This window comes from Mangrovibacter phragmitis (assembly GCF_001655675.1).
GTDB classification, from domain to species: domain Bacteria; phylum Pseudomonadota; class Gammaproteobacteria; order Enterobacterales; family Enterobacteriaceae; genus Mangrovibacter; species Mangrovibacter phragmitis.
Genome location: NZ_LYRP01000001.1, coordinates 449,148 through 471,819 on the forward strand (window position 1 = coordinate 449,148; position 22,672 = coordinate 471,819).

A 22,672-nucleotide genomic window follows, 5' to 3' on the forward strand; every position below is an offset into this window, starting at 1 on the left:
CACTCCTGTCAAACTTACTGTGCGCAGTTTACCTGCAAGCCTGCGCGCAGCAAATGGTTTTACAAGGCGGGATGGCTGTCATCACTGTGCCCAAGGACTATCAGATTAGGATCACCGGCAGGTATACCATCAGGTTCAACATTCTCAAGGCGCAAAACATCACCCATTATCTGGCTGAATACCGGGGCTGAGACCGCACCGCCATAATACTGGCCGTTTGAAGGGTTATTGATTACCACAACCAGTGCAAAACGCGGGTTACTTGCAGGTGCAACCCCGGCAGTGTATGCGATATAATTATCAATATATTTCCCGTCAGGGCCGATTTTTTTCGCCGTCCCCGTTTTAACCGCAACCCGGTAATTTTTGACTGCGGCCTTAATACCTCCACCACCAGGTAAAGCCACACTTTCCATCATGTGTTCTACTTCATGAACAATCTTTTCTGGCATTACGCGTGTACCAACAACCGGTGGGTCGACGCGGGTTATGGAAAGCGGTCGGGAAATACCAAAGCTGCCTATCGTGGCATAGACATGAGCAAGTTGTAGAGGTGTCACCATCATGCCGTAACCAAATGAGAACGTCGCGCGGTCCAGTTGGCTCCAGAAACGCCGGTTTGGCATGTAGCCTGAACTTTCCCCAGTCAATCCCAGACCGGTGCTTTGCCCAAAACCAAAAGCCTTATAAGTGGTGATCAAATCCTTTATTGGCATTGCCAGTGATAAGTGCGATACCCCGGTATCACTCGACTTTTGCAAAATACCCGTTAGTGATAATTCCGGGTACCAGCCAACATCACGAATACGGTGGCCATCGACAACATAAGGGTGGGTATCAATCACATCATCAGGTTTGACAATACCCGCTTTTAAAGCAGTCATTATCACCATTGGCTTGACTGTAGAACCGGGTTCAAATGTGTCGCTAATAGCCCGGTTGCGGAAATCATCCAGTTTCGCGCCGTCACGATTATTTGGGTTATAAGTTGGGTAACTCGCCATAGCCAAAATTTCCCCAGTACGCACGTCAATCAGCACTGATGCCCCCGAATCGGCTTTATTCCAGCGAACAGCGTTACTCAACGCATCTTCAGTTACTGTCTGCAACCGTTTGTCGATGCTGAGAATAATGTTATGGGCTGGTGTGCCTGGCACCTCAGTGATATTTTCCACCACATGCCCATAGCGGTCTTTACGCACCAGCCGCTTTCCTTCTTTGCCGAGTAACTGGCTATTAAAGCTTTTTTCCACACCTTCAATGCCCTGCCCATCTATATTGGTAAAGCCCAACAGGTTTGAGGCGATATGTCCGGAAGGGTAAAAACGGCGCGACTCTTCCCGTAAATTAATTCCAGGAAGATTCAATTTATCTATCCAGCGAGCCTTTTCAGGATCAACCTGACGGGCAAGGTAGATAAAGCGCCCTTGTGGATCACGGTTGATCCGCCGTGACAGCGTATTAAGCGAAATTTTAAGGGCACTGGCCAACGCCTGCCAGCGGTCATTCACCTGAACACCGCCTTTTGCTATAACCGTCTTGGGATCCGCCCAGATTGCTTCCACCGGAACACTAACTGCCAGTGGGTCACCGTGACGGTCTTCTATCATGCCACGCGGCATGACAATGGGCTCCTCCCGTAACGAACGCATATCTTCCTGTTGCACCAACGGCTCGGGTGAAATGATTTGTAACCAGCCAACCCGGCCAAGTAGCAATACCAGGCTCAACAATATAGCAAAGCACAACAACCCGAAACGCCATGAAATGAAGTTACCCGTTGGCAACACAGGATTTTTCTTCACGCATATCCCTTCTGAAACGATAAAAATGACGATGAAATTAAAACCTAACCACAATCAGAAAGGGAGAAAACTGTGCTAATACCTTCACGATATTGCAACAAGACACAAACAGAGGCACGCTGTGAAATATTTTGTAACATACGGCCAAACAATAGAAAGATAAAAGCCCCGCTATAAGCGAGGCTTTTGAATTGTGGTGTACTTGCGTGGCTTGCGCCATGCAACTTACAGTGCTACAACGTTAACCGCTGCCGGGCCTTTCTGACCATCCTGAATTTCGAACTCTACGTTCTGACCTTCAGCCAGAGTTTTGAAGCCATTACCCTGGATTGCAGAGAAGTGCACAAACACATCTTTACTGCCATCAGCTGGAGTAATGAAACCAAAACCTTTTGCTTCGTTGAACCACTTAACTTGACCTTTGATCTTTGCCATTTCTAAATTTCCTTAGTTTGTTTCTACGCCCACAGGCATACCTGAGATAAAACAGAGACATTACTGCTTGAGGCACTAATAAAAGGTTCGGCAGAGAAGTGGTATTCAACGACAACGTGTTTACTCAAAACTTCTTTACTGAAAATGCCACACATAAACAGAACTGTACCTCGTTTGACTCAAAGTGTTATCACATACAACGTTTATAATGGCAAGCCATTTTTAAACTTGCATCGATCTACCGCACAAATTCAGTAAGTTAGTTTTCATGAGTGCACAGTTATGCGCAAATACTCATTAAACAAAACTTATGGTCACGGTTAATTCTGTGACTGTGCAGCTATATTTATGTGACTTTCCTAACATAGACCAATCAGTTCCCTGCGTCCAGCCACTCTCTGAAAATAGATATAGAAAATTCTACTGGATGATTACAGCGCATACCTATGCAGTTTCAATTTGCTTAACAATACCCGACTCAACGCAATAATGTGATTCAGATTCCATTCTGGAACATGCACCAAAATAATGACAATTTAATGAACCTGCATCAAAATAATGCAATTATTTCTTTATCCATGAATAAAGAAAATCAGTTCAGCCGCCAACTGGAAATATAGAAAAAAGAATATAATTATAATTAGATGTTATTTTTAATTAACTCATGGTACTGACCTATTCTGCAGCATTGGAAATATTTCGAATCTTCTCCTTTATTTTTCAATGCTTGCAGTAGTTTATCGGGTGGTTCATCAATGGATTCATCGCCAAGTTCAAATACTCCCCAATGGACAGGGATAGCATATGGCTCGCCGATTTGTTGCCATACTGAAACACTTTCTTCGGGCGACATGTGATGCGGATGCATGAACCATTCTGGTGCATAAGCGCCGACAGGTAAGGCAACCATATCCGGCTGACCAATGCGCAATACAAAATCAGACAGTTGTGGAAAGTAGCCCGTGTCACCACTGAACCAAAAACGGCAATGGTCGCTTTCAATAACCCATCCACACCACAAGGAGCGGTTACGGTTCCAGGGCGTCCTCATGCTCCAGTGTTGGGCTGGTACTGCGGTTAGTACCAGCCCCTGCCAGGTATATGACTGCATCCAGTCGAGTTCCACAACCTGCTGAATGCCTCGCCGCAAAAACCAGTTTCCCAACCCGAGAGGAACGAAATAACAGGCCTGAGGATGGGTACGCTTTAACTGGCGGATAGTCGTACTGTCGAGATGGTCATAATGGTTATGAGAAATAACAACAGCACCGATTGGCGGTAACTCAGAAACAGATGTGCAGGGAGGTGTTTTACGCACCGGCCCGGCAAAAGAGACCGGTGATGCTCGCTGAGAAAAAACTGGATCAATGAGGATATTAATGCCATTCAGACGGGCAAGCATCGAAGCATGACCCAGCCACCAAATCCCATCTTTCTCTGTCGAGAAATCGGCACGCTGCCACCAGGTATGAATAAACGCATCGTAACCTGAGACTGGGGGATGAGGTAACTTCGCCCGTTTGCGTTCTGCTCGCCATTTATCAAGGTCACCGGGGCGGTGGCTGGCAGCAGAGCCGAGATTCACAAAACCATCAATGCGGTGATGTGCTTTCCGGTCGTTAAACCAGGGATTTATCCAGGTCATACTGTCAAATGCCACCGCTCACAGTGCTCAATACTTAACGTTCAGCAACCAGACTGATGAAATCATCATCATTTTCTTGTGCTGCTACTTGTGGAGCTGCCCCAGAACCAGAATCTTCATGACTGACTTCAGCCTGTTCATTGGCATCACACAAGCGGCGCAGTAACACAATTTGTCGTTTCTGCTGTTCAACCAGTGTATTGAGTAACGCGATTTGCTGGTTAGCTTTGACACTGGCACGGTTAACAAAAAACCAGAGAACAAGACCGAGGATAACCATTATTGCCGAAATCACCAGGGGCATGAGTGTCACTGTGCCCGGGTTCATTACATTTTCCATCTTACCACCTCAAAAAAACCATTATACCACCAGCACCACAGTGAAAGGCCAGCGACATAAAATTTACCAGGGGATGTACTTATTAATTGTACAAATACCGCTGAAAAACTGGACATCCTGGTCGCACATCACGTTAAAAACCTGTAACCACACCAGCAACGAGGCTAACAGTAGTAACACCAGGAGTACCCATCGGTATTTTCTCACCATCTTCTCCAGTCATCGAACATTGGTAATAAGGTAGCATGCTAATCTTAAACCAAGCATCTCTACAGAAAGGATACGCTTTTCAGATTCATCATATTGTCATATTCCCCTTAAGAATTGATGATACTGGAATAATATCAATGAGAAAGAGGTTTTATGCGTCTGATTATTCGGTTAGTTATTGCTCTTGCGGTATTGTGGGCAGGTCTGCTGGTGAGTGGGTATGGTTTATTAATTGGTTCACATGAAAATGCCGCCGGGCTTGGCATTAAGTGTAACTACCTGACGGCCCGGCATATTACGTCTGCGCAGTATCTGCACCTTGACAACAATTTTTTTGGTGTCGCCAGTTGCCCTCTGTTACGTAAAACTGACGAAGTTATCGATACCGGGCGATAATCAACAACGCACCGACTACCCGGTGCGTTTATCACATCTCAGAGCTGTTCAGAATGGGTAGTCGTTATAACCCATTTGTTGGGAAATAATGCGCGCAGCATTGTGCAGCATGCTGACGTATTCATGCAGTTTATCTTCAGAGAAACGCAACGTTGGGAACGAAATACTCAACCCGGCGATCACCACACCAAAGCGGTCAAATACCGGCACAGCGATACAACGCAGCCCTTCTTCCTGCTCTTCGTTATCTTCCCCAAAGCCTTGTTTGCGGACCACCTCCAGCACTTCAAGTAACTCTTCGGTACTGGAAATTGTCCGCTCAGTGCTGCGGGTATATTCGACATGTTCAAGAATCGACAAGACTTCATCGCGATCGCGCCAGGCCAGCAGCACTTTCCCAATGGCAGTACTGTGTAACGGGTTACGGCGGCCAATACGCGAATACATGCGCAGATTGTACATTGAATCGATTTTATGGATATAAACAATACTGTCTTCGTCCAATGCACCCAGGTGAATCGTTTCTTTCGTTAAACGGGAAATTTCCCGCATCTGCAGATCAGCGCTACGAATGAGGTCGACGTTTTGTAACGCTTTTGCCCCCAGTTCAAACAGCTTAAGGGTCAGAGAATATTTTTCAGACTCCCCTTCCTGGGCAACATAACCCAACGACTTCATGGTCTGCAAAAAGCGGTATACTGTGCTTTTTGACATCATCACGCGTTGCGACAGTTCAGTGATACCAATCTCTCGCTCCTCACCCAGCGCCTGAAGAATACCAAACACCTTCAGCACTGAAGATACAGAATCAGGCTGTTTATCCAGATCTGCCACTGACATTAATCACCTCTATCGCGCATGTTTTATAAAATTCAGAACCTTTTTTTAGTATATGTGGATGACAACTTGCCCGCAACGAGTCATCGCTTATTCGTTACAAATCTGCGACATATAGCAGATATATAAATGTTATAATGTGCACTATCATTACAATGTCGGTACAGCTCACATTTTTCTATGGAAAAAACACTTTCTGATGGCCTGCCACTACCCCAGCGTTACGGCGCAATAGCCACAATAGCGATTGGTATCATGATGGCCGTCCTGGATGGCGCAATTGCCAACGTTGCCCTGCCCACCATTGCCCGTGACCTGAATGCCTCTGAGGCGGCCTCTATCTGGATAGTCAACGCCTATCAAATCGCGATTGTCATTAGTTTACTCACATTCTCCTTTTTGGGTGACATGTTTGGTTACCGCCGGGTCTACAAGGCCGGGCTGGTCTGTTTTACTGCCACATCGTTTTTATGTGCCCTTTCACCCAACCTTGAAATGCTTGCAGCAGCGCGTGTCCTGCAAGGAATTGGTGGCGCAGCTCTGATGAGCGTAAACACTGCACTGATTCGGCTTATTTACCCACAGTATCAGTTAGGGCGCGGCATGGGGATTAATTCGTTTATTGTCGCAGTCTCTGCGGCGGCAGGACCAACTGTCGCTGCGGCAATACTCTCCGTCGCCAGTTGGCACTGGCTGTTTTATGTCAACGTTCCATCCGGAATTATTGCCCTGTTGCTGGCTATCCGTTTTTTACCCCCCAATCCGCAAGGTGTCAGAAAACAAAGCTTCGACTTACCCAGTGCAATCATGAACGCTCTGACATTTGGGTTGTTGATTACCGCGTTAAGCGGGTTTGCGCAGCAACAGGCGGGGATTATTACCCTCACGGAACTGGTTGCCGCGCTGCTAATCGGGTTCTTTTTCGTTCGCCGCCAGTTGACGCTCACCGTGCCTCTGCTGCCAGTTGACCTGCTGCGCATTCCGCTGTTCACATTATCGCTGTGCACTTCTGTATGTTCCTTCTGCGCACAAATGCTGGCTCTGGTAGCACTGCCTTTTTACTTACAGTCGACCATTGGGCGCAGCGAAGTTGAAACCGGGTTGTTATTAACACCATGGCCACTGGCAACCATGGTGATGGCACCACTAGCCGGGCGCCTGATTGGTCGTTTCCATGCTGGTCTGCTCGGTGGCCTGGGTATGCTTCTGATGCTGACAGGGTTGTTTGCGTTGGCCTTCTTGCCTGGCACACCAACCGATGTGGATATAATCTGGCGAATGGCCTTGTGTGGCGCTGGTTTCGGCTTATTTCAGTCGCCTAATAACCATACCATTATTGTTTCAGCCCCGAAAAACCGCAGCGGTGGTGCCAGTGGCATGTTGGGCACGGCAAGACTCCTTGGGCAAAGTAGTGGTGCTGCGCTGGTTGCGTTAACACTGAATCTTTCTGCAACTCAGGGAACCCAATATGCACTGATAATGGCTGGTTGCTTTGCCACCGCCGCATGTATTGTCAGCAGCTTGCGCGTCACACAGACATTACCCGAAAGCTGACAGTTGCCTTGTTTCCCGGTAACAGAGCTGGTGTCAGTTCACTGGCTGTATATGTAAAAAAGGCGTGCCCAAAGCACGCCTTTATGTTGAACCCTATAGCGGAATTATTTCAGGTACTGGCCGGTACGCAGCGCTTCAATACGTTTATCCAGTGGTGGGTGAGACAAAAATAATTCGCTTAATGTTTTTGACTTCCCGTTAATGCAAAACGCCATCATGCTGCTCGCTTCCTGAGGCTCGTAACTGGTTTTCAGTCGCTGGAGCGCCGCAATCATTTTTTCACGGCCAACCAAACGCGCTGATCCGGCATCTGCATGGAACTCACGATAGCGGGAGAACCACATCGTGATAATGCTCGCCAGGATACCAAACACCAGTTCGAGCACCATTGAAACCGCAAAATAGATCAGCGGGTTGCCATTTGTCTCTTCGCCGTCATCACGGTTCCCTGACAGGAACCCGGCTGCAATTTGCGCGAGAATACGCGAGATAAAGATAACAAAGGTATTTACTACCCCCTGGATAAGCGTCATGGTAACCATATCACCATTCGCGACGTGGCTTATCTCATGAGCAATAACCGCTTCAGCTTCATCACGGCTCATATTTTGCAGCAACCCGGTACTGACAGCGACCAGTGACGCATCGCGACGGGCACCCGTTGCAAATGCATTAATATCCGGGGCGTGATATACCGCTACTTGCGGCATCGCAATCCCCACTTGCTGTGACTGCCTACGGACAGTTTCAAGTAACCAGTGCTCGGTTTCATTACGGGGTTGCTCAATCACCTCCCCACCGACAGAACGTAACGCCATCCATTTTGACATCAGCAGCGATACAAAAGAGCCACCGAAGCCAAACAGCAGGGCCATAATCAATAACCCCTGGACACTGCTTGACTGAATTCCGGTCAGACTCAGCACCAGCCCGAAAACCACCATAACGGCCAGGTTGGTTAACAGGAAAAGCGCAATTCGCATCATATATTTATTTACCTCGTTTTAACAAAACGCTCTACGCGATGAATCACATCGTAGGGGTATCGTGTACATTTTCAAGAGCCATATGCTGGCAAGTGCTTAAAAAAACATAACTTTACATTTTGTCTTAATTTACTGACGAGATACATAACAAACTCCACGAGTTTTGTGTCGGGAAAGCTGGCTCCACAGAAATCATTTTTGACCAACATATTTGCAACACCCACATCATAGCCCGTGCATATCATGGCCAGAGAACAATAGAAGAATGTGACTAAATAAAAGGCACACGAATGTGTGCCTTTAGGGGGATTAATGTATCATTACTTCTGTGCAGCAGGCTGCTTACCAGCTTCCATATTGGCAAGGTCGATTGCAATATGGACAGTTTCATCTAAATAGGGATCCGGTTCCTGATAATCTTTCGGCAAATCATCAAGTTTTTTGAGCAGTGGTTTGCCTTCGCGCTTCAGGCGGTCATTGATTCGTGCCAGGCGCAGCGCATCATCTTCCTGGTTCTCTTTCTCACGCTGAGCAAGATTCAGTGACACAATATTCCTGTGATCCTTATTGGCGTTAAACCGTGCAATATCTTTCATAATATACTGAAATTCCGGGTTTTTCGCGATCCGAGCCTGGTGCAACTTCAGTAACTCAGGTTCGAAAGGTGCCAGGTTTCCGGTTTTCGTATAATGCGCGGCTTTAATGCTATCCCAGGGTAAGGCGTTATCTTCATACTTCTCGCCTGTTTCAGTATTTTCCGTTCCGGTCGGCATCATGATATCGGGTGTAACACCTTTTAATTGCGTACTGCCACCATTAATGCGATAGAACTTCTGGATAGTGTACTGAACAGAGCCAAGAGCAGGCCATTCAGGGCGCAACATCTGGTCATAAATGCGGTTGAGCGAACGATACTGCTGAACGGTCCCTTTACCAAAGGTTGGTTCACCCACTATCAGTGCCCGGCCATAATCCTGCATAGCAGCGGCAAAAATCTCTGATGCGGAGGCACTAAAGCGGTCAACCAGCACCACCAGCGGACCTTTATAGTAAGTAATCCCGTCGGTATCACTGTCTTCACGCACTTTACCATTATTATCCCGCACCTGAACAACCGGGCCAGAAGGAATAAACAGGCCAGACAGTGACACCGCTTCTGTGAGCGCTCCACCACCATTACTGCGTAAATCAATGATGATGCTATTGACGTTCTGTTTCTCCAGTTTTTGCAACTGAACTTTAACGTCATCAGTCAGCCCAACGTAAAAGCCTGGGATATCGAGCACGCCGACTTTTTCGTTGCCAACAGTTTTTACAGACATCTTCACTGCCCGGTCTTCAAGGCGAATACGTTCGCGTGTCAGCGTCACCGTTCGGGTTTTGCTGCCTTTACCGGCTGGTAAAATTTCAAGGCGAACTTTACTACCTTTAGGGCCTTTAATCAGGGCCACGACATCATCCAGGCGCCAGCCAATAACGTCCACCATGGCTTTACCTGGCTGGCCGACCCCAACAATACGGTCGCCAACACTGATGGCCTTGCTCTTCGCCGCCGGTCCTCCCGCCACCAATGAATTAATCACGGTGTAATCATCATCCATTTGCAACACAGCGCCAATCCCTTCAAGAGAGAGGCTCATCTCGGTATTGAACTGTTCGGTGTTACGGGGAGAAAGGTAGTTAGTATGTGGGTCGATTTCATGCGCAAAGGCAGTCATCGCTAATGAGAAAACGTCTTCGCTACGCGTCTGCGCCAGGCGGCGAATAGCAAATTTATAACGCCGGGTAAGCGTTTCACGAATCTCTTTGTCAGTTTTCCCTGTGAGCTTGAGATTCAGCTCATCATATTTGACTTTCGCGTCCCAAAGTTTATCTAATTCAGCCTCTGAAGTCGGCCAGGGTGCTTTACGCCTGTCGAGGTTAATTGTTTCATTGCTGGAAAAGTCCATCGGCCGCTGCAACACTTGCAACGCATATTCATAGCGCTCAAAGCGGCGTTTTTGTGCAAGATTGAACAAATCATAAAACAAATCCAGTTTTCCGCTACGCAGCTCGTCACCAATGGTACCCTTGCGGCTCTCAAATTGCGTAATGTCACTGGCTAACAAAACATTGTGACTGTAATCGAGAAGATTGAGGTAGCGGTCGAAAATTTTGCCAGAAAACTCAGCGTTCAGGTCAAACTGGCGGTAGTGAGAACGCGTAAAACGCGAGGTTACTCGTTCACTGACGGTGGGGTGCTGAGGTTCCTCTTTCAGGACTGGAAGCTGATCAACGCGCGTGATGTCTTCTACTGCAAGCGCATTGCCCACCAACAGAAAAAGCCCGGCAAAAGCCGAAAGCCTGAAAATTTTGTTCATGCCTGGGTTGACCTCCGTCTCAGAACAGCAAATGTTCTGCGCGCACTATCATTGACATACCTGAAGCCAGCGCCACACGGACACCGTCTTTGGTAATTTCCTGTACAGTCGCATCCATTGCCGAATTACCCGCTTTAACCTTAATTGTCTGACCCAGTTTCAGCACTGAAATGTCAGTTACAGGTTTATGGTTAGCTTCCTCTGCTGGTCGTGGTTTTTTGTTCACGGGCGCTTTGCGGGGCGCATTTTCTTTGCGACGAGGCGCAGAAGCAGGACGAGGCTTACGTTCACGGCGTGCAGCAGTAGCTTCTCCGTTTTCCCCTGCAGCAGCGGCAGCAGCACGTTTTTTCGCCTGTTGCTCATTACGCTGCGCCTGGACACGCGCTTTTGCTTCTTCCAGTTGTTTGCGGGCATGTTCTACATGCTGTTCTTCCAGCTCACCACAAGGATTGCCATCCAGGTCAACTCGCGTTGCACCAGGCTTAATGCCATACAGGTACCGCCAACTGGAGGTGTACAAGCGTAACGCAGAGCGTAACTGCGTTTTGCTGAGGTTCTGTTCCCCTTCCACTCGTGCGACAAGATCCTGAAAAATACCGACTTTCAGGGGCCGGGCTTCACCTTCGGCAGTGAAACAGAGCGGGAAACGCTCAGCAAGAAATGCGATAACTTCTTTACTGCTATTCAACTTAGGTTGATTTTCCATGAAATTTCCTGATTACAACGGACTTTGCCAACCATCACAGGCACGAACAGGCGTCATTATAATGACGCCATTTGTAATTGCTACGTTATCCGTTGATTATCATGCATCTGTTAGAAAGAATTTTTTGAAATCTGTGCCAGAGAGAAGCTTTTCCAACTCTGTGACCAGGGTTTCCAGTCCGCGTTCGTCTTCTTCATCAAAGCGGCCATACTCGGTACTGTCAATATCAAGCACACCTAACTGACGCCCGCCGACTGTTATCGGAAAGACAATTTCTGCATTGCTGGACGCATCACAAGCAATGTGGCCGTCAAACGCATGAACATCTTCGACGCGCTGTACTTTACCTGTAGCAATCGCCGTGCCACATACACCTTTACCTGTCGGTATACGCACACAAGCTATTTTGCCCTGAAACGGCCCTAAAACCAGCAAGTCCCCTTCCAACAAATAAAACCCGGCCCAGTTGACAGACGAAAGACGTTCAAACAAAAGCGCGCTGGTATTTGCCAGCACAGCGAGAAAACTGGTTTCCCCTGCCAGCAGTGCTGAAAAATCCCGGTTCAACTCTTGATAAAATAGCTCTTTATTCATTAATAGTTCACTTAGTTGTATAACGTTACTGCCTGGACTACTAAAATAAGCAATAAATGCCCCGGGGCTCAAGATGAATCCTTTTTCAGGGTAAACTACTCCATCAATTTGACAGGCAGAGTTCCCGATGCACCTTAAATTGCGAATAGCCCGGCTGCTTTCTTTTCCAGCAAGAAGTGAAGTCTTGCCAAAGACAAGTGACGCACATTATCAGCGTTGTCACGAATGTGACATGCTTTTTTTGTTACCTTCGCTTACGCGTCGGCACACAGCTTATTGCCCTCGTTGCAATGCGCATGTTGACAGTGGCCGCGACTGGTCGATGAAACGGCTCACTATAATTGCTGTCACCATGCTGATTCTGATGCCCTTTGCCTGGACATCTCCGTTGCTCAGTATCTGGTTATTAGGTGCGCGCATTGATGCCAGCCTGATGCAGGGAGTCTGGCAGATGGTGAAACAGGGGGACGTGATAACTGCCTCGCTGGTCACGTTCTGTGCAGTCGGAGCCCCTGCAACCCTGGTCGCCGCCATTCTTTACCTGCGAATTGCCCCTCGTATTGGGATGAACGTCCGCCCGGTGTTACTCATGCTCCACCGTTTGAAAGAGTGGATAATGGTTGATATTTACCTGATAGGTATCGTTGTCGCCACCATAAAAGTACGTGACTATGCATTCATTCAGTGGGGCGAGGGACTGGTGGCTTTTATCGCGTTGGTCATACTCAGTATTCTGACCATTATCTACCTCAATATTGGGCAATTGTGGCAGCGCTTTTATCCCCAGCCATTCCAGAAAACGGCCAATCCTCACGCCCGTGTTTGCCTCGCCTGCCACCATACCGGGGAGCCAGACGAACGAGGGCGTTGTGTACGTTGTCATGTTCCCTTGCGCTACCGGCGCAGGCACAGTTTGCAGAAATCCTGGGCGGCACTGATTGCCTCACTGATGTTTTTAATCCCGGCTAACCTGTTGCCTGTTTCCATTATTTATGTGAATGGAACACGCCAGGAAGATACTATTCTTTCCGGCATTATCTCCCTTGGGCATGGCAATATTTTTGTTGCTGCGATTGTATTTATTGCCAGTATTCTTGTGCCCTTTACCAAAGTTATTGTGCTGTTTACCCTGCTGCTGAGCATTCATTGCCGTTGCGAACAGGGTATTCTGGCCCGGATGAAAATGCTGCGTATTATTACCTGGGTCGGGCGTTGGTCCATGCTGGACTTGTTTGTCATTTCGCTCATGATGTCACTGGTTAACCGCGAGCAACTTTTGACCTTTACTATGGGACCAGCTGCACTCTATTTCGGTGTGGCTGTAGTATTAACTATGCTGGCTGTTGAATGGCTCGACAGCCGGCTTTTCTGGGATGCTTATGAGTCAGGAAAACATGACGCCACCTGAAGCGACAGTGAAAGTCAAACGCCGCATTTCTCCTTTCTGGCTCCTGCCATTTATTGCCCTGTTGATTAGCGGCTGGCTGGTCTGGAACTCCTGGCAGGAGCATGGCACCACAATCACCATCGATTTTGTTTCTGCCGACGGTATAGTTCCTGGGCGAACCCCTGTCCGTTATCAGGGCGTTGAAGTTGGTACTGTGCAGGATATTCAGCCCAGTAAAGATTTGAGTAAAATCGTGGTGACGGCCAGCATAAAACGTTCCATGCAGGACGCCCTTCGGGCTGGCACTCAATTCTGGCTGGTCACCCCGAAAGCTTCTCTGGCGGGCGTTTCCGGCCTTGATGCGCTGGTAGGTGGAAATTACATCGGTATGATGCCAGGCCCTGGCAAAGAAGAAGACCATTTTACCGCCCAGGATTCACAACCCCGCTACCGGGAAAACAATGGTGCCCTGATGATTCATCTCCAGGCGCCGGATTTAGGTGCACTCAGTAGCGGCTCAAAAGTGTATTACCGCAAAGTTCCGGTAGGCCATGTATATGATTACACGCTGAGCAAACAGGGGGTTTCCATTGATGTGTTGATCGACAGGCGCTTTGCCAGCCTGGTCAAACATGACAGCCGTTTTTGGAATGTTTCCGGATTGAAAACCAACTTCAGCTTTAGTGGTGCATCCATTCAACTGGAAAGCCTTGCTGCACTGGTTAATGGCGCAATTGCATTTGATTCACCACCGGATGACAAACAGGCACCACAAAATGCCCAATTCACCCTGTACCCGGACATCGCACAAAGCCAGCGTGGCGTGCATGTCTCACTTTCGCTGCCGGGCGGCAGCGGGTTAAAGAGTAACAGCACGCCACTGATGTACCAGGGTTTACAGGTTGGCACCTTAACAAAAATAGCCCTTGATAACGATGGCACGGTAACTGGCGAGCTGACTGTTGACCCAAGCGTAGTCAATTTAATGCGTGAAGGTACACGTATTACACTTGCCCAGCCAAAAGTGTCGCTCGATAACCCTGACCTGAGTGCACTCCTTACAGGAAGTACCCTGGAGTTGCACCCGGGAGAAGGTAAGCCGCAACATCATTTTGATGTAGTGCCTGAAGGTGAGGCCCTGCTTGACCAGGCGAATGCGTTGTCATTGACACTTACCGCTCCCGACAGCTATGGCGTAAGCCCTGGCCAGCCAGTATTGAGCCGGGGTATTCAGATTGGCCAGGTGGTTACCCGTACACTTACCTCAGAGGGTGTAAAATTTACCGTCGCGATTGACCCAACCTACCGTTCACTGGTGCGCGCTGACAGTAAATTTGTTGCTAACAGCAGGCTGGATATGAAAGTGGGCCTTGATGGTGTCGAATTCCTTGCAGCACCACCGGCGCAATGGGTCAATGGTGGTATTAATCTGCTGGCTGGCAACCACGGTAATGCTAAAACGGATTACCCACTGTTTGCCAATATCCAGCAGGCAAAAGACAACCAACAAAACGATGTTCTCACCGCCACCCTCACATTAACTGCTGATAACCTGCCTGATATTCAGCAAGGTTCTGTTGTCCTGTATCGAAAATTTGCAGTAGGGCAAGTTATCAGTATCACGCCACATGCCGGGTCTTTTGATGTTGGTGTCTATATTGAACCGCAGTACCGCAAGTTGCTCACCCCAGACAGTGTTTTTTGGGCTGAAGGTGGCGCCAAAATTCAGTTAAACGGGCACGGTCTTACAGTTCAGGCATCGCCGCTCAACCGGGCTATTCGTGGGGCGATTAGTTTTGACAACCTGCCAAGCTCGGCAGATTTATTACCTGTAGCAGAAAAGCGTAAATTGTGGCCTTCAGAAACGGCGGCTCGTGCTATTGGCGGTCGCATTACACTTCATGCATACAGTGCAGACAAGCTGGCCTCGGGCATGCCGATTCGTTATCTGGGGATTGATATTGGCCAGGTAGAATCATTATCACTCATTACTGAACGCAATGAAGTACAGGCTCAGGCGGTACTTTATCCCGAATATGCCAATACCTTTGCCCGAAAAGGAACCCGTTTCTCTGTTGTTACACCACAAATTTCCGCAGCAGGTGTTACGAACCTCGATACACTGATTCAGCCCTATATTAATGTGGAACCCGGCAAAGGCGGACGCCAGCGTGACTTTGATATCCAGATGGCGACAATTTCTGATTCCCGGTACCTCGACGGACTGAGTATTACCGTCGAAGTGCCGGACGCCGGGTCGTTGTCGGTTGGCACTCCTGTTCTGTTCCGGGGGATTGAAGTGGGTACGGTGACCGGTCTTGGTCTGGGTACACTGTCTGACCGGGTGATGGTTTCACTGCGCATTGGAAAGCGTTACCAGAACCTGGTTCGCAGCAATTCGGTGTTCTGGCTGGCATCCGGCTACAAGCTCGATTTCGGTCTGGTAGGTGGTGTAGTAAAAACCGGGACATTCAATCAGTTTATTCGCGGCGGCATTGCATTTGCCACCCCACCCAGTACTCCGCTTTCACCCAAAGCACGAACAGGCCAGCATTTCCTGCTACTGGATAACGAACCTAAAGACTGGCGTGACTGGGGTACCGCTATACCCCGTTAATATTTCAACACAACACCGCCAGCGTGTGCCGATCTGTCGGTCGGCACACGGTTTTGTGGTAAACTACCGCATTAACTTTGTAACACAGGGACACAACGTGGCCGCCTCGCACAATCTTTTTCTTCCGCCTGAATTTCTGCAACTGATGAGTGACACGCTGCCAGACAGCACAACTCTGGACACCTTTCTTGAATATTGTGCGAAACCGCTACGCCGTAGTATTCGTGTGAACACGCTGAAAATTTCAGTTGCTGACTTTCTTGCCCTGACGGCCCCCTACCACTGGCAACTCACACCAATCCCCTGGTGCAACGAAGGTTTCTGGATAGAGCGGAACGATGAAGATGTGTTGCCACTGGGCAGCACCGCTGAACATCTGAGTGGGTTGTTTTATATCCAGGAAGCCAGTTCAATGCTGCCAGTGACAGCATTACTGTCACAGTGTGAAACTCGTCCCGCCAGCATGATGGATATGGCTGCGGCACCAGGCTCCAAAACAACGCAACTGGCTGCATGCATGGGCAACCAGGGCTTTATCCTGGCGAATGAGTTCTCCAGCAGCCGTGTAAAAGTCCTGTATGCTAACCTGAGCCGTTGTGGCGTCATTAACACTGCACTGACCCATTTTGATGGCAAAGTTTTTGGTGCAGCGTTGCCAGAAACATTTGATGCAATTTTGCTTGATGCCCCCTGCTCTGGCGAAGGTGTTATCCGTAAGGATGCCGATGCCCTGAAAAACTGGTCAACGGAAAGTATGCACAGCATCGCCGCAACCCAGAAAGAACTTCTCGAGAGCGCTCTCCATGCATTGCGCTCTGGCGGTACGCTGATATATTCCACTTGTACGCTGAACAGGCATGAAAACCAGGAAGTTTGCCACGCGTTACTTGAGGCGTTTCCTGAGCAACTCGCTGTTTTGCCACTGGATAACCTGTTCCCGGGAGCAGATAAAGCCCTCACTACTGAAGGTTTTCTGCATGTATTTCCACAATATTATGACAGTGAAGGTTTTTTTGTCGCTTGCCTGCGTAAGCACGCCAGCCTGCCTGCACCAGAAAAACCGTCATTTAAGTTAGGAACCTTTCCGTTCAAACCCGCCAGTCGCAAAGACAGCCTGTCAATACAACAGGCCGCGGCAGAGGTGGGGTTATCCTGGCCTCAATTACATAACCTGTGGGTGCGTGACAACGAGTTGTGGTTGTTTGCTCAAAACATTGAGCCGTTACTTAATAAAGTGCGTTTCTCGCGCTGCGGAATCAAACTGGCAGAGCGCCATAATAGAGGCGTGCGCTGGCAACATGAAGCGGTCATTGCGCTGGGCAATGCCAGTGCACCAAATGCCTTCGAGATTAATGGTGAACAGGCACAGGAATGGTATCGCGGCAGAGATATTTTCCTTAGCAACCCACCACAGGCCAGTGAAGTTCTGGTGGTGTTCCAGGGGCAGGTTTTGGGGCTGGCGAAAAAAGTATCCAGTAAATTGAAAAACAGTTATCCACGCGAGTTGGTCCGGGATGGCATTTTGTTCAGTGCTGCAGAATGATGTGACCTGGCCAAAATTTACGCATTTTTTGATTTGGCAATTTGTGTCATCTTCACTACGCTTCATAGGTATGACCTTATCTGGTCATACCACCTGCAAATAAATCATGGAGCGCACGATGACCAAAACCAGTGTTCGTATAGGAGCTTATGAAATTGATGATGCCGAATTGCATAGTGGGAAAGAAGGGACAACCCTGACTATTCCCTGTAAATCCGACCCGGATTTATGTATGCAACTCGATGCATGGGATGAACAAACCTCAATTCCGGCCCAAATGGATGGAGCCACATCGGAGCTTTACCGTCAGGACTACGACAAAACCACTGATGCATGGGTTATGCGGGTGGAATAGTACCAGAAATAGTGCAAGAAACAGGGAAAGGGAATTAGTGTAAGGAACTGACTGCAACCGGTCCCCTTAAACAGGAAATGTCTCTCTTCCTTTTTCAGGGTTACGGAATAAACCGATAATCAGATGCCATAACCTTTTTGGATAACCAGTGCTTCTGGATAACCAGAGACATTGTTATCGCGACACTTTCCCGCCCCATGGCGGGCTTATTTTTCTATCAGGTATTTCCCAGCCTTAATTCCCTCCCCTACACTTAATACACAGTGCCACGATGGACGTGAGGGACCCATGTACACGCTTGTGCTTTTTGTTTGTTATCTCAATGGTGGTTGCAAAACACTACCGATAGAAAATTTCACCACTGAAGAACAGTGCCTGTACGCAATGAAAGACCAGGGCATTCGCCACGGAGGATGTTACCCTTATGAAACGAAATACCGCATGAAAGGTTTGCACCCGGCAAGGCAACATAGCGACTTATGGTTACTGCACAGCCACTAACGTCAGGGTATTACCAAATACTGCCCCGGTATCAATGTAGTGCTGGTTAAAAAAACGCAGCGGTGTTTTTAGCGGTGTGTGCCCAAAGTAAAAAGCATCAGCACCTTCAATAGGTTCGCCTTTCCCCTGAATATTCCGTTGTAACCGCTCACGGCTCCAGACCACAAGCCCCGGGTCAACATCAGCCTGCCACACCCAGTGTGCTAAAGGGTAATCAGCATGCGCAATAATGATGCGTTTATCCTGCACGAGTAATTCGATAATAAGAGGGAGGTGTTTACAGCGCTGAAAGAGCTTTTCTGCTTGTTGTTTTTGCACTTCATTTAATTGGCGAAACCATCGGCCACCATTCATTTCCCATAAAAATCCGCTTTCGGTATCGTAACCGGTATCATTGAGCGAATTCAGCGCCATCACCTCGTGGTTACCCTGAACAGCACGAAACCAGGGTTTGCCAATCAGTGCCAGGCAACCGGGGCTGTCCGGGCCACGGTCAATTAAATCTCCCACAGAAATAACCAGATCCTGCCAGGGATCAAAGCAAACCTTGCGTAGTTGCCCGGCAAATTGTGCCAGGCAACCATGCAAGTCACCCACCAAATAGATGTGTCGCCAGTTACGTCCATCAATGCGTTGATACATAAATCCCCCCAATGCACTCAGTATAGCTGGCACCAGGGGCTGACAGGTCAGAAGCTTTCCCACTGACCGCCACTGTCACTTGTTAGCTCTGGTTTATGCTTGTCGACTAAAGACGGGCGTACGGGGGTTGGTCTTTGGTGTTGTTGTTTGGGAACGGCAGTAATCCTGAACATGTCCACCAGCCCGGCCAGGCGGCCAGCATCTTCTTCCAGAGCACCAGCATTATGCGATGAATCAACCACCATTGATGCATTCTGCTGTGTCGTCGTATCCAGTTCAGATATTGCATGGCTTATCTGGTCGATACCCCGGCTTTGTTCATCCGATGCCGACGCAATCTCCTTCATAATGTCATTCACATGCGACACGGAAGTGAAAATGTTCTCCATAGTTTTTCCGGCTTCATAGACTTGTGAAGACCCTGTTTGCACCCGCGATACAGACTCGGTAATCAACGTTTCAATCTCTTTTGCAGCCTGGGCACTGCGGGAAGCAAGCATACGAACCTCTCCTGCTACTACCGCGAACCCACGCCCTTGTTCACCGGCTCGCGCAGCCTCCACTGCCGCATTCAGGGCCAAAATATTGGTCTGGAAAGAGATACCATTAATTACATTAATAATTTCGGAAATTTTTTTCGAACTGTCGGTAATACTCTCCATGGTTTTAATTACACCGCGCACAATGTCGCCGCCTTTGCCAGCATCCTGTGTAGCGCCTGTTGCCAGTTGGCTCGCCTGATGAGCGTTTTCAGCATTCCGTTTCACTGCAGATGTTAACTCTTCCATACTCGCCGCAGTTTCAACTACCGCTGCTGATTGCTGCTCGGTGCGCGAAGCAAGGTCATCATTGCTGGCAGCAATTTTTCCGGCAGCCCCCACTACATGTACAACACTGTCCTGAATATCACTGATCATTTTGTGCAACCGAGTGTTCATTTTTGCCATTGCGGCAGTCAATTGCCCGAGTTCATCATCACTTGCCGGTTTAATGTGTTGTGTAAGATCACCATCAGCAATGTGCTCAGCGAGTTGCAGGTTTTCTTTAATCGGTTTAGTTATCAGGCGAGTGATATACCAGGCAGCGAGTAAACTAAACATAATGGCAACTATTGAAATGACAATCATCACACTAATGGTATGAAAAATAATGGACCTGTTTTTTTCAGCTTCAAGATCATTTAATACCTGTACTGCCTGGCTCAGGGATTGTGCAGAAGCACTCAGTACATTTGTTGCCTGCACACTTTGCTGGTAAATATGATAGTAACTCTGCAAGTTTTTCATAAACTGGCCAAAATATTGCCAGGCAGGGTCTATGATATTAAAAGGCAGATCCGACTCATGGGAGAAGTTACTATACATTTTCTGTGCCTGTGCCATTTTGGCTGACGCCTGATCGAGATAGGTCTGCTCCCCATGCATTTGCACATCGTGAGCGATATCACGCACATCACTCAGCAATAGCATAAAACTGAACAACTTATTTACCTGCGCCTCTGTCAGTTGTGTGTTTTGAATAGCATTATAATAGTCATCTAATTTTCCCTGACTGATATCCTGGCTTATTCCTTCAAGCATAGACTGACGGTCTTTTTCTTTTTGATAAACCTGCTCATAACTGTTCTGGTAGACCGCAAACTTCTGTTTTATGGTTTCAAGAAGAGGAAGATCATCTGACTGCCAGGATAATTTGCTATTACTTTCAATCAAGCCTACAGTTCTGGCCAATTCCTGACGATTCTTCTCAAGTACTGTCAGGTCATTAGTTGCAAGATAGGTAAGCCGGGCGCTTCTCAACTTATCAAGCTCTGCTGACAAGTTGTTTGCAAAATCATTCTTCGTCGTGTGATTTTTGATATTAAACAAGGCATTAATACCAAACGCTGAGACTAAAACCACAATAATCATAGCAACAGAAAATCCAAGATATAATTTCGCGGTAATTTTTAGTTTTGTAAGGCCTAACAGTTCCAGAAGCATATGGCTGTTCCTTATTTAATACAGAGCGATTTTTAACGTAAGTAAATATCACTTCAAATAAGAAGTGATTAACCATAGTGTAGCTATCGGCAATACAGAGAAGACTTTTATAGCGTATTAAATTAAAGTCAGGCCTTTATCTAAAAACAAGCACATTTATTGATCTAAACAATATATTTACAAACAACTGATTGATTGTATTCGATAATTTTTTAATTTCCGACCAAGAATTCAGTAGAAATTAAATATTAATACAGTGACATTAATATTCTTATAATAAATTCACCAGTAGTTATTTGCTAACCAGTTGTTCTCTTTTTTAATTTACCTGCACTCCATTTTCCCGTGATTACACCTGGCAGGTTAACCAGTCCGTGCTGGTTAAATTTTGCTGGCTGAAACACAACATGGCGAGTATCCTGCTGCAAGGTTAATGTGTGTAACATCAGTTTCAGGAACAGGAAATGAAGAGGTGTTTTCCGCTGTTAGCAAGTATTCTGCTAACACTGACCTGCCACGATGCACTGGCAGCCAGCGGTTTTCGCGACATGGATTTTGGTAGTAGCCCGGATGTCATTAAAGAGCATGCACATTGCACGATGACCGGCCCTGTGAAAGTTGAAATCGGGGAAATGTACCAGTGCACAGACTTCCCGTTCGAAAGTAGCGTAACCCATGCCGAGTTTTTCTTTGCCGGTAACCAGTTTATTCGCCTGGGTATCCGGGTACCTGTAGACAACACAGCCGAAACAATTAATTCACTGACGAAAAAGTACGGTCTGGTGAGTGCACCTGGAGAAGACCAAATTGTCGCCGTGCGCACCACGCCTGGCCAGTCGGTTATGTTCACTTTTGACGATGGCAATATTGCACTCTACTTTGCCAGCGACAGCCAGGGCACTACCAGTACGGTATTGCTGTTCTCATCCCCTGATGCCAAAGCCCTGCAGGATGAACATGCTGATGACCTGTAACCAGTCACTACAGGCAGACCTGAGCTCACTATCTGCGCTAATGTTGCAGGTTGTTAGCATTTAATCCTCAGGTTTTACATCATTGTGCCGATAATACTTTAACGTGGGTATTTTTTGCCCATGTTACATTTTCGCCGATTAGGGTTTACCCTTATCATGTCCTGTATCGTTCCGATATCTCTCAAATCAATCAGGATATTAAGATGGATGTATCACAGATTGCTGCACTTTCTACCGGCCTCAGCACCATGCAAACCAATAATGAGGTAAGCACGTTAATGCTGAGAAAAACGCTGGATAACCAGGAGTCAGTTGCTACACAGTTGATTAACGCGGTACCTTCACTCCCGGCTAACCCGGCAGTTGGCCGTAATATCAATACAACAGCCTGATACAAGCAACCTGTTCAGGTACTTTCCCCTATCCCGGCACCTGCCGGGATAGTTATTTCATGCCTACGGATCAGTGATGCTTGTCGGTTTCTCCCAGGAAATAGAAACCAAACGGTAAAGACCCAATAATAGTGAACATCAGCGTGTAGATAAGCACCCATGCACTTTGCATAAAGTACATAGAAACCGACCATTCAGACATTGGCATGTTGTATTCATCCACCACACCACCAAACGTTGCTTTACCAATCACAGAAAGTGCAACAACGAAGACCAGTGCGACACACAGCAAGAATTTTTTACCATTACGAGTATGAAGTTTTTCGAACATAGCGCCTCCTGAGAAATGTAGATTCAATGCGCTGAATGTGTGAATAATCTGTTATTTCTACCATATTCAGGCTGCCGGGT

At 47.7% G+C, this 22,672-nt stretch carries 23 protein-coding genes; 9 read left to right on the forward strand and 14 right to left on the reverse strand.

Features of this window, described 5'->3' with window-relative positions; genetic code table 11:
- Positions 1-59: 59 nt before the first annotated feature.
- The 6 genes from ftsI to mgrB form a co-directional block, all read right to left on the reverse strand.
- Positions 60-1,805 carry a peptidoglycan glycosyltransferase FtsI gene (ftsI, locus tag A9B99_RS02020; RefSeq protein ID WP_064594117.1) on the reverse strand — a complete coding sequence of 582 codons (1,746 nt, stop codon included), beginning with the start codon at positions 1,803-1,805 and terminating at the stop codon, positions 60-62.
- 225 nt (positions 1,806-2,030) lie between these two features.
- Complete coding sequence (cspE, locus tag A9B99_RS02025) at positions 2,031-2,240, reverse strand: transcription antiterminator/RNA stability regulator CspE (protein WP_036107273.1); 210 nt, start codon at positions 2,238-2,240, stop codon at positions 2,031-2,033.
- 23 nt (positions 2,241-2,263) lie between these two features.
- Entirely contained in the window at positions 2,264-2,395 is a 132-nt protein-coding gene (locus A9B99_RS23005; RefSeq protein WP_074388751.1) for a DUF2627 domain-containing protein, read from the reverse strand.
- 485 nt (positions 2,396-2,880) lie between these two features.
- Complete coding sequence (locus A9B99_RS02030; RefSeq protein WP_064594119.1) at positions 2,881-3,885, reverse strand: MBL fold metallo-hydrolase; 1,005 nt, start codon at positions 3,883-3,885, stop codon at positions 2,881-2,883.
- A gap of 34 nt (positions 3,886-3,919) precedes the next feature.
- Positions 3,920-4,225 (reverse strand): YebO family protein, encoded by a 306-nt coding sequence (locus A9B99_RS02035; RefSeq protein ID WP_064594121.1) that lies wholly within the window; start codon positions 4,223-4,225, stop codon positions 3,920-3,922.
- Positions 4,226-4,288: 63 nt separating this feature from the next.
- Positions 4,289-4,432, reverse strand: a complete 144-nt coding sequence (gene mgrB, locus A9B99_RS02040) for a PhoP/PhoQ regulatory lipoprotein MgrB (protein WP_064595456.1) — start codon at positions 4,430-4,432, stop codon at positions 4,289-4,291.
- A 156-nt stretch (positions 4,433-4,588) separates the two neighbouring features.
- Between mgrB and A9B99_RS02045 the strand changes: the two genes are divergently transcribed.
- Positions 4,589-4,831: a YobH family protein gene (locus A9B99_RS02045; protein ID WP_064594123.1), complete on the forward strand. Its 243-nt coding sequence runs from the start codon at positions 4,589-4,591 to the stop codon at positions 4,829-4,831.
- Between the two features lie 48 nt (positions 4,832-4,879).
- Here A9B99_RS02045 and kdgR read toward each other — a convergent pair whose 3' ends face one another.
- A complete protein-coding gene (kdgR, locus tag A9B99_RS02050) occupies positions 4,880-5,671 on the reverse strand; it encodes a DNA-binding transcriptional regulator KdgR (RefSeq protein ID WP_064594125.1) in 792 nt (263 codons plus the stop codon).
- Positions 5,672-5,848: 177 nt separating this feature from the next.
- Between kdgR and A9B99_RS02055 the strand changes: the two genes are divergently transcribed.
- Positions 5,849-7,222 carry an MFS transporter gene (locus A9B99_RS02055; protein ID WP_064594128.1) on the forward strand — a complete coding sequence of 458 codons (1,374 nt, stop codon included), beginning with the start codon at positions 5,849-5,851 and terminating at the stop codon, positions 7,220-7,222.
- A gap of 104 nt (positions 7,223-7,326) precedes the next feature.
- Here the strand turns inward: A9B99_RS02055 and htpX are convergent, their stop codons facing one another.
- From htpX to A9B99_RS02075, 4 genes are all read right to left on the reverse strand, one after another.
- Positions 7,327-8,208: a protease HtpX gene (gene htpX, locus A9B99_RS02060; protein ID WP_064594130.1), complete on the reverse strand. Its 882-nt coding sequence runs from the start codon at positions 8,206-8,208 to the stop codon at positions 7,327-7,329.
- A 320-nt stretch (positions 8,209-8,528) separates the two neighbouring features.
- Positions 8,529-10,568 (reverse strand): carboxy terminal-processing peptidase, encoded by a 2,040-nt coding sequence (gene prc, locus A9B99_RS02065; protein ID WP_064594131.1) that lies wholly within the window; start codon positions 10,566-10,568, stop codon positions 8,529-8,531.
- Positions 10,569-10,587: 19 nt separating this feature from the next.
- Entirely contained in the window at positions 10,588-11,274 is a 687-nt protein-coding gene (gene proQ, locus A9B99_RS02070; RefSeq protein WP_064594133.1) for an RNA chaperone ProQ, read from the reverse strand.
- Between the two features lie 99 nt (positions 11,275-11,373).
- Entirely contained in the window at positions 11,374-11,868 is a 495-nt protein-coding gene (locus tag A9B99_RS02075) for a GAF domain-containing protein (RefSeq protein ID WP_064594135.1), read from the reverse strand.
- A 127-nt stretch (positions 11,869-11,995) separates the two neighbouring features.
- Between A9B99_RS02075 and yebS the strand changes: the two genes are divergently transcribed.
- The 5 genes from yebS to A9B99_RS23010 all read left to right on the forward strand — a co-directional run bounded on the left by yebS (position 11,996) and on the right by A9B99_RS23010 (position 18,271).
- On the forward strand, positions 11,996-13,276 hold the full coding sequence (yebS, locus tag A9B99_RS02080) for a membrane integrity lipid transport subunit YebS (protein ID WP_064594137.1): 1,281 nt from the start codon (positions 11,996-11,998) through the stop codon (positions 13,274-13,276).
- Positions 13,248-15,872 carry a PqiB family protein gene (locus A9B99_RS02085; protein WP_064594139.1) on the forward strand — a complete coding sequence of 875 codons (2,625 nt, stop codon included), beginning with the start codon at positions 13,248-13,250 and terminating at the stop codon, positions 15,870-15,872. Before yebS ends, A9B99_RS02085 begins: the two co-directional genes overlap by 29 nt.
- Positions 15,873-15,969: 97 nt before the next feature.
- Positions 15,970-17,415 (forward strand): 16S rRNA (cytosine(1407)-C(5))-methyltransferase RsmF, encoded by a 1,446-nt coding sequence (gene rsmF, locus A9B99_RS02090; RefSeq protein WP_197499245.1) that lies wholly within the window; start codon positions 15,970-15,972, stop codon positions 17,413-17,415.
- A 118-nt stretch (positions 17,416-17,533) separates the two neighbouring features.
- Positions 17,534-17,770, forward strand: coding sequence for a DUF1480 family protein (locus A9B99_RS02095; RefSeq protein ID WP_036107246.1), 237 nt, complete (start codon positions 17,534-17,536; stop codon positions 17,768-17,770).
- 288 nt (positions 17,771-18,058) lie between these two features.
- Positions 18,059-18,271: a DUF1482 family protein gene (locus A9B99_RS23010; protein ID WP_074388752.1), complete on the forward strand. Its 213-nt coding sequence runs from the start codon at positions 18,059-18,061 to the stop codon at positions 18,269-18,271.
- Here A9B99_RS23010 and A9B99_RS02100 read toward each other — a convergent pair.
- Together A9B99_RS02100 and A9B99_RS02105 are read right to left on the reverse strand one after the other, a co-directional pair.
- Entirely contained in the window at positions 18,254-18,913 is a 660-nt protein-coding gene (locus A9B99_RS02100; RefSeq protein WP_064594140.1) for a metallophosphoesterase, read from the reverse strand. The two genes, A9B99_RS23010 and A9B99_RS02100, sit on opposite strands and share 18 nt — an antisense overlap.
- Before the next feature lie 47 nt (positions 18,914-18,960).
- Positions 18,961-20,895, reverse strand: coding sequence for a methyl-accepting chemotaxis protein (locus A9B99_RS02105; RefSeq protein WP_064594142.1), 1,935 nt, complete (start codon positions 20,893-20,895; stop codon positions 18,961-18,963).
- A 464-nt stretch (positions 20,896-21,359) separates the two neighbouring features.
- Between A9B99_RS02105 and A9B99_RS02110 the strand changes: the two genes are divergently transcribed.
- Entirely contained in the window at positions 21,360-21,869 is a 510-nt protein-coding gene (locus tag A9B99_RS02110; protein ID WP_064594143.1) for a hypothetical protein, read from the forward strand.
- Positions 21,870-22,072: 203 nt separating this feature from the next.
- Positions 22,073-22,261, forward strand: a complete 189-nt coding sequence (locus tag A9B99_RS02115) for a YjfB family protein (RefSeq protein ID WP_036107226.1) — start codon at positions 22,073-22,075, stop codon at positions 22,259-22,261.
- A gap of 70 nt (positions 22,262-22,331) precedes the next feature.
- Here A9B99_RS02115 and A9B99_RS02120 read toward each other — a convergent pair whose 3' ends face one another.
- Positions 22,332-22,592 carry a DUF2534 family protein gene (locus tag A9B99_RS02120; protein WP_064594144.1) on the reverse strand — a complete coding sequence of 87 codons (261 nt, stop codon included), beginning with the start codon at positions 22,590-22,592 and terminating at the stop codon, positions 22,332-22,334.
- Positions 22,593-22,672: the final 80 nt, after the last annotated feature.